The sequence below is a fragment of the Janthinobacterium violaceinigrum genome, assembly GCF_009208555.1.
GTDB classification, from domain to species: domain Bacteria; phylum Pseudomonadota; class Gammaproteobacteria; order Burkholderiales; family Burkholderiaceae_D; genus Janthinobacterium; species Janthinobacterium violaceinigrum.
The window spans coordinates 202,207-214,502 of the sequence record NZ_WFLI01000001.1; the positions used below are offsets into that span (position 1 = coordinate 202,207).

The 12,296-nt window shown below is 62.6% G+C and carries 9 protein-coding genes; 3 read left to right on the plus strand and 6 right to left on the minus strand.

Going from position 1 to position 12,296, the window contains the following annotated elements; translation table 11 throughout:
• Positions 1-10 precede the first annotated feature (10 nt).
• On the minus strand, positions 11-2,221 hold the full coding sequence (gene lodA, locus GCN75_RS00990; protein ID WP_152280940.1) for a CTQ-dependent lysine 6-oxidase LodA: 2,211 nt from the start codon (positions 2,219-2,221) through the stop codon (positions 11-13).
• 290 nt (positions 2,222-2,511) lie between these two features.
• Between lodA and GCN75_RS00995 the strand changes: the two genes are divergently transcribed.
• Positions 2,512-4,017 (plus strand): anion permease, encoded by a 1,506-nt coding sequence (locus GCN75_RS00995; protein ID WP_152281063.1) that lies wholly within the window; start codon positions 2,512-2,514, stop codon positions 4,015-4,017.
• A gap of 18 nt (positions 4,018-4,035) precedes the next feature.
• Here the strand turns inward: GCN75_RS00995 and GCN75_RS01000 are convergent, their stop codons facing one another.
• Positions 4,036-4,683: a hypothetical protein gene (locus GCN75_RS01000; RefSeq protein ID WP_152280941.1), complete on the minus strand. Its 648-nt coding sequence runs from the start codon at positions 4,681-4,683 to the stop codon at positions 4,036-4,038.
• A 230-nt stretch (positions 4,684-4,913) separates the two neighbouring features.
• On the opposite strand from GCN75_RS01000, the gene GCN75_RS01005 reads away from it, so the two are divergent.
• Positions 4,914-5,285, plus strand: a complete 372-nt coding sequence (locus GCN75_RS01005; protein ID WP_152280942.1) for a gamma-glutamylcyclotransferase family protein — start codon at positions 4,914-4,916, stop codon at positions 5,283-5,285.
• Positions 5,286-5,545: 260 nt separating this feature from the next.
• Here the strand turns inward: GCN75_RS01005 and GCN75_RS01010 are convergent, their stop codons facing one another.
• Positions 5,546-6,073, minus strand: coding sequence for a ribonuclease domain-containing protein (locus GCN75_RS01010; protein WP_152280943.1), 528 nt, complete (start codon positions 6,071-6,073; stop codon positions 5,546-5,548).
• A 291-nt stretch (positions 6,074-6,364) separates the two neighbouring features.
• Here GCN75_RS01010 and GCN75_RS01015 point away from each other — a divergent pair, with 291 nt between their 5' ends.
• A complete protein-coding gene (locus GCN75_RS01015) occupies positions 6,365-8,227 on the plus strand; it encodes an amidohydrolase (RefSeq protein ID WP_152280944.1) in 1,863 nt (620 codons plus the stop codon).
• 108 nt (positions 8,228-8,335) lie between these two features.
• Here GCN75_RS01015 and GCN75_RS01020 read toward each other — a convergent pair whose 3' ends face one another.
• The 3 genes from GCN75_RS01020 to GCN75_RS01030 all read right to left on the minus strand — a co-directional run bounded on the left by GCN75_RS01020 (position 8,336) and on the right by GCN75_RS01030 (position 12,277).
• Positions 8,336-10,279, minus strand: coding sequence for a cytochrome c/FTR1 family iron permease (locus tag GCN75_RS01020; RefSeq protein WP_193317337.1), 1,944 nt, complete (start codon positions 10,277-10,279; stop codon positions 8,336-8,338).
• A gap of 155 nt (positions 10,280-10,434) precedes the next feature.
• A complete protein-coding gene (locus tag GCN75_RS01025) occupies positions 10,435-11,139 on the minus strand; it encodes a hypothetical protein (RefSeq protein ID WP_152280946.1) in 705 nt (234 codons plus the stop codon).
• A gap of 100 nt (positions 11,140-11,239) precedes the next feature.
• Positions 11,240-12,277: a zinc-dependent alcohol dehydrogenase gene (locus tag GCN75_RS01030; protein ID WP_226940970.1), complete on the minus strand. Its 1,038-nt coding sequence runs from the start codon at positions 12,275-12,277 to the stop codon at positions 11,240-11,242.
• Between the last annotated feature and the right edge of the window lie 19 nt (positions 12,278-12,296).

Below are 12,296 nucleotides of genomic sequence, written 5' to 3' on the forward strand. Positions count from 1 at the left end.
GTTGGCACGCTCAATGGGAAAACCGGCGCCGGTTGGCGGGCATGATTTTCTTCGGCGTGTCTTGCAGGGCCACTTGCGCGCCGCCGCTGGCAAACAGCTGCGATGCTTTCTCGCGCGCCGTCTGCGGATCCTCATCCTTGAGGAACCACGCGGGCAGGTAGTTGGCATCGTCGCCCGTGACGAAGCTGCTGGCATTGCCGACCCCGACGCTGGCGGCCACGAACTTGGCGTGGTTGCGCTCCTTCTCGACAAAGTACGGGTACTGGCGGCCCGACTCGGCATCCTGGTTCTGGTTCACGATGAAACCCAGGTAATGCCAGGAGCTGATCATTTGCGAAAAACTGTTCATGCCGCGGCTGTACATCACTTGCATGCCGGCCGGCACGCCGGCGAGCGCCTGTTCTTCCTTGGTGGTGGCGCCGTTGATCACGTTCCACGGGCTTTGCGGCGGCCACCAGTAGGCGTAGTAGGTGGGCGGCACGGGGATCAGCGAATCTGGATTCTTGACCAGGTCCGGATTGTCGAAGTTGATCATCTGCACGGAGCAGTCATAGAAGTCCGCCTGCCACGGGATGGCCATGCGCTTGGTCAGGTCGCCCGGTTCGCAGCCGGTGCCGACGGTCGGGTCGTTCCAGTCCAGCGGTTCGCACTCGTCGCGGCCAGCCGACAGGCCGTTCTTCTCGTAGTCGGCATCCACGCGGTGCAGGATGGCGTACGGTTTCGCATAGATGACGGGATTGCGCACGCTCCACGTCACTTCGATGCCGGGGCACATGGGTTCGCCGACGCAATTGCCGATGGTCGCGTGGTCGAGCGGGTCGATGCCCGGCAGTGCCAGGCCCGGCGCGGTGGGCGAGAATTTGCCCGCCGCCCATTGTTGCAAGGCAAAGTACTGCGTATCCGTCAGGACCGAAAACTTGCTGATGACGTTGTTGCGCACGGAATTGCTGCCCGAATTCAAGGGCACGAGGGGAACGCCCGCGCCGGGGTTCTCCGTGGTGGCGGCGCTGAACAATTGTCCGCCCTGGCCGCCCGTGAATCCCGGCACCTGTTCTGCCGTGCCGGGCCGGATGGCCGACGGCTTGCGGAAGTAGCTGAGGAATTTTTCACGCTGCGGCCGGTTCGCTTCCGAGGCATCGGCCACGTCGAAGGCAGGGCGGATGAAGGCCGTCATCGACGGCACCGTCGCCACCCACTGGTAGTCGCCTATCCTGGCGAGGAAGGGGCGGATATCCTGCTCGTAATTGACGACATACTCGGGGTTCCAGCCGTCGCTGCTGCTCCAGCGGGCCGCGTCGTAGGCTTCGGGCAGCGCATTCTTGTATTTGATGGCCATGTCGGCCACGACATCGTCCCAGGTGGAGATATTCACCAGCTCGGGCGCGAACTTCGGCGAGCCGATGACCACCCACGCTTTCAATTCGACGCAGGGGCTGCCATCCTTGAAATGGATGGTTGCGGTGACGGGGCCGTCGCCCACATCGTCATTCCACGTATCGCCGCCGCCAAAGCCCGTGATGCTTTCGGAGCCGCCGGCGCGGCCAAAGGCGCCGATCACCAGCAGGTTGCCGCGCGAATCCGTGCGCATTTCGCCCAGGGTGCGCACCGGATAGCCTTGCGTGATGGCTTGCGGATCGGGGAAGGACACATATTTATAGGCGCCGGCGCCATCCTTGTCGAAATGGGCCTTGCGCAGCGGCGCGTCGAGCGTGCGCGGTCCCGGATCGACGATCAGTGCCTGCCGTGCCGCCGCACCGGTGACGTCGCCGTTGCGCAGATTGGTCCAGGAGTTGGGCGTCAGCTTCCAGGCGGGCGGCGTATTTTCCCACGTTTCATAGCTGTTGTACGGGCCAAACATCAGGTCGCCCAGCAGGGGAATGAAGTTCCACCAGGCCGCCTTCTTGTTTGCCACGTGCACTTTCCATTCGATGCGGGCGATGCTGGGGTCTTGCATGTCGACCACGGTCTTTTCGCCCGGGCGAGCCGGGTCGGACTTGTAAATCTTGAAGCTGGCTGCCTGGCGCCGCACGCGGCCGGCCGCATCCTTGAACTGGGCAACGTGGACGGGCTTGCCATTGGCCAGCTGCGGATCGTTGTTACTGTCCACTTCCAGCGGCAGCCCGCCTATCGTTTCCGGCGCCAGGTAAAACGAATCATGGCTGTTGCCAACGCGGGCAATGCCGATCGATGGGTGGATCGAATACTGTTCTGTGCTAGTCATCAAGTTTTCCCTTAAAAGGTTGTCATCCCTGGTGGCGTATCTGGCGGCAGCTACGGGGGACGATACAGAGAAAAATTGCCAAAAAAGTCACCTATTGTCACTTGCCGTCAATATTTTTCGCCCCTGTGATAGCGCTCAAGTCAACGATTCGGCAATTTGCCCGCACGTGCAGGCGTAATGGAGCAGGGTACTTGCGCCTGAACTTGTATGATGTTGCTAAAAAGAATTATCACCAGCCTGCGCGGGCGCGACTGCCCGCCTGGATGCCTGTCCCAGTAAAGGAAATCATGATGTATAAAACAGTGCGCGACCTGTTCCTGCATTTCAAGGAAGCCGTCCCATTCCGCCTCGTCCCGGCCCTGATCTGCACCGCCTTGCTTGTAAGCATGCTATTGCTGCCGGCGCCGGACGGTTTGACGCCCAAGGCCTGGGGCCTGGTGGCGATTTTCCTCACTACGATTTTGGCGATCATCCTGAAAGTCATGCCCATCGGCGTGATGGCGATGATGGCCATCGTCATCGTGTCCTTGTCGCAAGTGACGTCGACCTCGTCCAAGGGCGCCATCACGGATGCGCTCAGCAGTTTCTCGAATCCCCTGATCTGGCTGATCGTCGTGGCCATCCTGATTTCGCGGGGCTTGAAGAAGACGGGGCTGGGCAGCCGCATCGGCCTGCTGTTCATCTCGCTGCTGGGCAAGCGCACCATGGGCATCGGCTATGGCCTGGCCATCTGCGAACTGGTGCTGGCGCCATTTACGCCAAGTAACACGGCAAGGGGTGGCGGCATCGTCCACCCCGTCATGAAATCGATCGCCAATGCCTTCGATTCGGACCCGGCCAAGGGCACGGAAAAGAAAGTCGGCACCTATCTGGCCCTCGTCAATTACCATGCCAATCCCATCACGTCGGCCATGTTCCTGACGGCCACGGCGCCGAACCCGCTGGTGGTCGATTTCGTGGCCAAGGCCAGCGGCCAGAGTTTCCACCTGACGTGGACCACCTGGGCCCTGTGCATGCTGCTGCCGGGCCTCGTCTGCCTGCTGGTGATGCCCTTGATTATCTACTGGCTGTCGCCGCCGGAACTGAAGGCCACGCCGGACGCCGTCACCTACGCGAAAGCCGAGCTGAAAGGCATGGGGCCGCTGTCGCCGTCGGAAAAAGTCATGCTGGGCACCTTCGCCTTGCTGCTGTTGCTGTGGGCGAACGTGCCCGCCATGCTGTTCGGCCCCGCGTTTTCGCTCGATGCGACGGTGGTGGCCTTTGTCGGCTTGTTCGTGCTGATCATTACCGGCACCATCGACTGGGACGACGTGCTGTCGGAAAAGAGCGCCTGGGACACCCTCGTGTGGTTCGGCGCGCTGGTCATGATGGCCGAGCAGTTAAATAAGACGGGCGTGATCGCCTGGTTCTCGGCCGGCATGAAGGCGGCCATCGTCGCCAGCGGCATGGACTGGCTGCCCATCGCCGCCGTCCTTGTGCTGGTGTTCGTGTTCTCGCATTACTTCTTTGCCAGCACGACGGCCCACATCAGCGCCATGTTGCTGGCCTTCCTGACGGTGGGCCTGCACCTGATCCCGGCCGCATACCACGTGCCGTTCATGCTGATGATGACGGCCGGCTCGGCCATCATGATGACCCTGACCCACTATGCGACGGGCACCTCGCCCATCATCTTCGGCAGCGGCTTCGTGACGATGGGCAACTGGTGGCGGGTCGGCTTCATCATGTGCGTGGTGGAACTGCTGATCTTTGCCATCGTGGGCACGACCTGGTGGAAGGTGCTTGGCTACTGGTAACGCAGGCTATCACCGCCGCTACAACTGGCGCGCCAGGCTCTGCACCGTGGCCAGGCACTGCTTGAGGTCGCCGCCGGTGGCGCGTTTCCACAGGACGGCCGCCTGCGACCATGCCTGTTGCGCCAGCAAGTCCTCGATTTCTCTCTGCAATTCGTCCGGCAAGCCGCCGAACTGGCGCAGCTCCAGTGTACGGGGCTGGCCATGGCGGCCGGCCGGGTCCAGTTCTTCCAGCGCCGCATGCAGGCTGCCGGGCCGGTGCGGCGCGCCGGTTTCATCCACATACGCCAGTTGCACGTCGGGAGCATCCGCGACGTCGTAACCGAGGTCGCCGCAAGGTTCATCGATCAGCTGGGCGATGTTATAGATGGTCAATACCTGCGCGGAACGCACCACGTCCGTCAGGTCGTGCACGTCGACGCCCGCATCCAGCAGGCGCTGCAGGGCAGGGGAGTTGATGAACGGGAAGTCCGACTCGCCCAAGGTGCGCCAGCGTTCCAGCCATTGCGGCTGCGGCATGCTTTCATCGACCACATCGGACCACAGGCCCCGCAACAGCAAGTGCTGCAGCGCGGGGGCCAGGTCATTGCGTTGCGCCGCGTCCGCCAAGCTCTGCGCCTGGCTGTCCGTCAAGCCCAGTTCCTGCAAGCGTCGAGAGATCGATGTCATTGTCCAGTCTTCCTTTCACGATATGCGGCATGATAACCGCTGCGGGCCGATCAGCCATGCCCAGGTGCAGGGCCGGCGTGCCGTCAGCATCGACCTGACCTATGTCAATGCCGTCACGCGGAGCCAGAGGCACGGGCAGGTGCACGATTGACCCGTGCCACGGCACTGGTGAATAATGAGCAATGATGTATTCGAGGCAGGCAAACAAGGCAGAACGACAAGGGGCGGCAATGGCAACTCTTCCAGCGGAAGCGGCAGAACACCTGTTTTCCTACGGCACCTTGCAACAGGTCGACGTGCAGCTGGCCACCTTCGGGCGATTGCTCGACAGCCGGCCCGACCAGTTGCCGGGCTACCGTCTGGCGCTGCTGGCGATAGCCGATGCGCAAGTGGTGGCGACCAGCGGCAAGACGCATCACCCGATCGCCTCGCGCAGCGGCGAGCCGGCAGATTGCGTGCCGGGCGCCGTGCTGGCCGTTTCGGCGGAGGAATTGCGCCAGGCGGATGGCTACGAGGTGGCCGATTACCGGCGCGAGCGCGTCACCCTGGCGTCGGGCATGCAAGCCTGGGCCTACGTGGATGCGCGCGATGCGCTGCGGTGAGGGCGGCGCGCTGCTTTCAGCATGGCCCGTAACGGCTATAGTGCCAAGCGCGCGGGATTGCGCATTGGGCGGATCAATGCAGCGAGAATTTGTCGCAGATCAAAGTCTGTTTCGCAGGCATGCGCTAAGATCCGTTATTAGACGAATGTAAATATTCAAGCCATATTAATCCATATTCAAGCCATATTCAATATTATGCACGGATATTTCAATCGGCACCTAGAGTTTCCCCGGCGCCGTTTGAATGTAATAAAGAACGTCTAGTTCTTGAGGCTGCAGAAAGATGCATAGTGGTCTTGCGTGTAATAGCGTTCCACTAATTTGCGTTTCCCTGCCGGAGTCTGCACGAGCAATACCGCGCGATGCGATCCCGCACCGCCATCGCCGCCAATACCCAGATAGTATTCATAATAAACCTCGTCCTTGCCGGCGGCAGGGAGGCGCTTTTCATTATTGTTGAATACGGTATTGCCAGCACCACCGGCCACCGCGCTTGTTTTCGCGTTGCGGTATGCGTCATATTCGCTATTTTGCGGGCTGGGCAGGGTCTTGCTCGGCTCTCTTTTGCCGCAATCGGGGATTTTCGCCGCATAGGCATGGGAGGAGAAAAGGGCGCCTGCCACAATCAGACCCAGCGACCAGCTTGTTGTGCGTTGAGCTTTCATTGCTAATCTTTCGTTGATGTTGCGGTTAATGGAATATTTTCTTGGATACGGCCAGTATTGGTCGGCCGGCGCAATCTCTGCAGTACTGAATATAATTAAATATTTAAAAGGTTTACTCTCCAATTGTCACGCAACTATGGGTGGTCATATGTTTTCGTCAGAAACTGTCAGACGAAATATTCCGGAAAATAAATGCAAGGCGGATTTTTGAATAAATCGCGCCGTCATTTTGATTGACGTGACAATGTTTGAGTTTTTTTGATCGCTAATTCGTTATGCTTCGAGGCAGTTACTGGCAACAAGCAAGCCAGTGCAAACGTGCCGTTCTCCCGATATTCTGTTGTTGGGTATATTCGAGCCAGAACAAGGGATGAATTCATCAATCTAAATCATCAACTTCTGATAGGAATCTGCATGAGCCATGACCACCTCGGTTGCGCCTGCTGCAACCTGCCTCACCTGCCTACGCTGACTAGCGGCCTGTTGACGGAAACCGCACTCAGCGGTGAACTGGACGCCGCGTTCCAGCACGCATATTCCCAGCAAGCCCAGAAACTGACCCCGCAAGCAACGATTTTCCATAACGGCCACATCCACACCATGGCCGCGGACGGCAGCGACCAGGTAGAGGCGCTGGGCATCGCCGGCGGCACCATCATTGCCACCGGCACGCTGCACGCCGTGCGCCAGGCCATGCAGCAGCACCAGCCAAGCGAGGTGGACCTGGACGGCCGCACCTTGCTGCCAGGCTTTGTCGAACCCCATATGCACATCCTGCCCAGCGCGCTGTACAAGAGCTGGCTGTCGCTCACGCCGTTCCTGGCAATACCCCGGCAGCAGGAGCTGGATACGGAATACAGTTTCCAGAGCATCAGCGGGCGGATCAGCGCGGCGCTGGGACAGCCGGACAAGCTGCCGAAAGATAAAAAAGGCAACCCTTGGGTGCTGGGCTTCGGCGTCGATCCTTCGCTGATGATGTCGTGGGAAGACATCGGCGCCAGCCAACTGGATGAGCTGAGCAGCACGGTGCCTATCCTGCTGATGAACTCGTCCGGCCACCTTGCCTACCTCAATACCGCAGCGCTGAAGGCGGCGAACATCGAGGACAGCCCTTCCGGCGTGCTGACCGAAATCAGGATCGCCAAGGCGCTGCTGGTTGCGCCGCTGCCCAAGCTGCCGGAATTTATCGCTTGCCTGAAGCAGGTGCTGGACAACGCTTCGGCCATGGGCTTTACCAGCGTATTCGACGCCGGCGTGGGCGCCACCGATGCGCCGCTGGTGGAAATCGGCCTGCTCAAGCTGGCAGCGCACCTCGGTCCCGTGCGCATCGGCGCCGCGCTGTTTACCAAACCGGAAGAAAAGGCGCTGGACAATTGGCTCGATCATTACAAGCCGGACCTGGACAACCACGGCGACCAGCGTTTCAGCATCAAGGCGATCAAGCTGATCGCGGATGGCTCAAACCAGGGCCTGACGGGTTACCAGAGCCAGCCCTATGCGTGCTCGCATGACCATTCGATACCGGAGGTGCCGCCCACCGGCTTGAGCAACTACCCCGACACGTCCGTGTTTTCCCGCATGCTGGACAAGGCGGTGGGGCGCGGCTGGCCCGTGCTGGTCCACGCCAACGGCGACAAGGCAGTGGAATATGTGCTGCACAGCTACGATCAGGTACTGACGCCACGGCCAGGCGGCATCAGCGAAGAAGAGGCGAAAAAGCGGCGCCAGCTGCGCCTGCGGGTGGAGCACGCATCGTTGCTGAATGATGAGGCCATTACGAAAATGGCGACACTGCAGCTGAACCCCAGTTTCCTCATCGGCCACGTCGGCTATTGGGGACACACGTTCCAGCAGACCATTTTTGGCCAGGAGCGGGCCCAGTTGCTGGACCGCTGCTACTCGGCATTGAATGCGGGCATGCCCATCAGCTTGCATTCGGACCATTTCGTCTCGCCGCTGGGTCCTTTGCGCATGATGGAGCAGGCCGTGTTCCGCACCATGGAAGGTGCGCCAGGGAAAGAGGCGCTGAATCCGGGCGAGCGGATCAGTCGCATGGCGGGATTGCGTGCCGTCACGCTGGATGCCGCCTGGCATTGCCACATGGATCATCTGGTGGGCTCGCTGGAAACCGGCAAGCGGGCTGACCTGGTGATTCTTGCGCAAGACCCGCTGGACGAGACCGTGCGCAAGCTGCGCGACATCGTGGTGGAGGAAACCTGGCTGGCAGGGGTGCAAGTGCACAGCGCAGCCAAGTCGCCAGGGGAAATTGCGCGCTAAGCGGCTGTCAACGTCACCGCCCCCGACCGCTACAGGCAGCGATCGGGGGACGGTCAGCCATTTCAGGCAGAAACGCCCGTGCCGGCGCGTTTCCTGGGCGTTTGACGGTCAGGCGGGCTTGCGCTTGCCTGCGGAAACGCGGTTCCAGCCATAGCCGGCAACGATAATGGCCAGGATGGCCGCTTGCGCCAGCAAGGTTTCCGCCGTAGGCAAGATGCCCAGCAAGTCGATGCGCATGAAGTCGACGGGGGTGACGCCGACCCAGCCCGCTTCCTGCAGCGCGGCCACGCCTTTACCCATCAGTATCACGGCCAGCACGGCCACGAAGGCGGACGTCCACGAGAAGAACTTGCCGATTGGCATGCGAGCGCTGGTGCGCAGCAAGGCCCAGGCAATGACGACCAGCAGCACGATGGCCACCGCGAAGCCGCCCAGCAGGGCGCCGCCGTTGCCGTCCGCCGCCAGGGCGGAGTAGAACAGCACGGTTTCAAACACTTCGCGGTAGACGGCGATGAAGGCGAGGGCGAACAGGCCCCAGGCCGAGCGCCGGCTCATCGCTGCCGTGAGTTTCTCGTGCAGGTATTCCTGCCAGCGCCCGGCGCTGCTCTTCTGGTGCATCCACAGGCCCACGCTGAGCAAGACCAGGGCCGCGAACACGGAACCGAGCCCTTCGCTCACTTCGCGGCTGGCGCCGCTGATGGTCACCAGATACGTTGCCGCCACCCACGTCAGGCCGCCCGCCACCAGCGCGCTGGCCCATCCTGCATGCACATAGGGCAGCACATCGTTGCGCTTGGCCTTGCGCAGGAAGGCGATGATGCCGATCACGATCAGCAGCGCTTCCACGCCTTCGCGCAGCAAGATCGTCAAGGCGCCGATAAAGGTGGTCATCGGATCCGCCTTGGCATCGCCCAGCTCCGCTTCCACGTGGGTAAACAGTTGCTGCAGCTTTTCGCCCGCCGCCTCGGCGTCGGCCACCGTGCCCTTGGCCACGGCGGAACGGTAGGCCAGCATGGCGTTTTCCACGGCCAGCAGCAGGGATTTGTTTCGCGCGCCGACCATCGGCTCGATGGGCTCGAAACCGTCGAGGTAAGCGGACAGGCCCAGGCGCGTGGCGCCCGCGCGGTCGCCTGCGTGCATGGCGGCCAGGCTTTCCGCCAGGCGCAGGCGCGACAGGGCCAGGCCGGCCGGCTTGTGCGCCTCGGCCTTGTCCGGATGACTGCGCAGGTAGGCCGTCAGTGCCTGGGCTTCATCCGCGCCCAGCTTGGCCGCCGCCGCTTCCTGCGTGAGGGTCGTCACGGCAGCCAGGTCCGCGTACAGTTTTTTGCTGCGCGGATCGTCCTGCCACAGCTTTTCACCGTGCGCGCGCGCCGCCGCGTCGTGCGACATGCCGCCGATATAGAACGCCAGGTCCCAGCGCTCGTTTTCGGACAGCTGGCCGAAACTGGCCATCGAGGTGCCGGCCACGCCTTGCGAGATGACCTGGTACAGCGCCATCAGGCTGCGCGACTGCGCCCGTTCGCCATCCGTGAAGGCGATCGGTTTCGGCTCCAGACTGGCCGCCAGCGGACCGTCGCCGCCGCCGGCCACGCCGTGGCAAGAAGCGCACTGGGCCGCATACAGGGCCGCGCCGCGCGCCAGGTTGGGCAGCACCTTGGGCGCCACGGGGATCGGGTAGGCGGCAATCAGCAAGCCATTCGCATGGTGCGCCAGGCGCTTGACTTCCAAGCCGTCCGCCTTGGCCACGACGGCCGCGCGCAAGTCGGCGATGGCGGCGGCAATGGTTGTCTTGGAAGCGTGGGCGGGCAGGGCGGCGATCTGCGTCGTCGCATTGTCCGTGAAGTCGAGCATTTCCGCATATTCGGCCTCGCTGACCACCTTGCCATGCTCGACGGCGCCGCTGTAATCGACGGCAACATAGTCAATCAATTGCCACAACTGTTTGGCGCCGGCGCCAGGATCCGTCGCTTGCGCCTGCGCGCCGCCGGCCAGCAGCAAGCTGGCGGCCACGAGCGGATAGCATACGAGCCATTTCTTGATAGAGCTGAACATGATTCTCATTCTCATTTGTCGTTAACCCGGCGACTATAGGACAGACAGTGCGGGGTGTCAACGGCGCACGGGCGTGCGCGGGCGCAAACAGCGTCGTCCAGGTCAATGTTCTTGACCCGGACAAACTGCCTGGAGAATGGAACAAGGCGGAAAGGTTATTGCTTCGATGCCGGTTTCGCGTACAGGCCCCTGGCCAGTCCGTTGTCCGCATCGTCGACCTTCAGGCCGCCCTTGACGACGCGCAAGGCCAGCTTCTGGAAGGCCTGGCCCCGCAACCATTGGGGATCGGTGACGGCGAACGCGGCGATGCGCTCCTGCGCGCGCTCGGGTGGCACGGCCAGCCATTGATAGTCGGCCTTCGAGCCCTGGCGGCGCAAGCCGGCGCGCACCCAGCGTTCCGATGCCGGCATGGAGACGATGGCGTCGCCGTTCGCCGCGCTGACGGCCGTGGCCGTCTTGCCGCTTTGCGCCTCGAATTTCACTTCCACGCCAGCCATCGGCCCCAGCCGGGGAAAGCCGACGATGGCCACCCACACACCCGCTTCGGCGGGTTTCTGGATGTTCATTTCCGTTTCCTCGAATACGCGAAACAGCGGTTCCTTGCCGCCGTTGCCCGCCACCAGGGTCACGAGGTCGCCGGCAACGCGCCACTCGCCGCTGGCTTGTTCGTCGGTATTGCCATAACTGAGCATCCATTCGAAGGTGCCGTCCTTTTTCAGCAGCAGTTCGGAGCCCGTTTCCATGACGCCTTGCAGGTAATAGTGTCCGGGCAGCGTAGCCGCAGCCGAGTCTGCCGCGCTGGCCGAAAACGACCAGGCGAGGGCGGCGCAGGCCAGCAGGCGGGAGAGGGATTTCTTCATCGGTGTATCCTCGGTGTGTCTTTTATGAAATGCCATCATAGCAACATCAATCTCATTGCCGTCGCACGGCACACCGCGCAGCCTGCCGGCGGCGTGCCGCTCAGCTGCCGCTGAAATCGAGCACCACGCGCGCGGCAACCTTGCCATGTTCCAGGCGGCCGAAGATCTCGTTGATGGCCGACAGCGGCTGCAATTCCACGTCGGCCGTGACCTTGCCAGTGGCGGCAAAGGCGAGCGCCTCGGCCATGTCCTGGCGCGTGCCCACAAAAGAGCCGCGTATCGTCACGCAGTTGGCGACCACGTCGAACAGGGGCGTCGGGAAGTCGCCTGGCGGCAAGCCCACCAGCACGCAGGTGCCGCGCTTGCGCGTCATCGCCACGCCCTGCTGGAAGGCGTCGATCGACGGCGCCGTGATCAGCACGCCATGCGCGCCGCCGCCCGTCGCTTCGCGCAAGGCCGCAACGGGATCGCCCTGGCGGGCATTGATGGTCACTTCGGCGCCCAGGGCGCGCGCGTGTTCCAGCTTGCCTTCATCGATGTCGACGGCCGCCACGCGCAAGCCCATGGCCAGCGCATACTCGATGGCCAGGTGGCCCAGTCCGCCGATGCCGGACACGGCCAGCCATTCGCCCGGCCGCGCGCCCGTTTCCTTGATGCCCTTGTAACTGGTGACGCCCGCGCAGATGATGGGCGCCGCCTGCACGGCGGACAAGCCCGCCGGAATGTGCGCGACATAGCGCGGGTCGGCCAGGATGTATTCGGCAAAGCCGCCATTCCTGGTGTAGCCGCCGAACTGCGCTTCGGCGCACACGGTTTCCCAGGCTGCCAGGCAATGTTCGCAATGGCCGCAAGCCGAGTAGAGCCAGGGCACGCCGACCCGGTCGCCCAGCTGCACTTCCGTCACGCCCGTGCCCATGGCCACCACCAGGCCGATGCCTTCGTGGCCGGGAATGAACGGCGGCGTGGGCTTGACGGGCCAGTCGCCGCGCGCCGCATGCAAGTCAGTGTGACAGACGCCGCACGCTTCCGTCTTGACCAGGATCTGGCCAGGGCCGGGAACCGGCACGGGTACGTCGCGCAGCACCAGCGGCTGGCCCAGTTGCTCGACAACGGCGGCTTTCATGGTAGTGGGTGTCATGTTATTCCTTGTGAAGTGG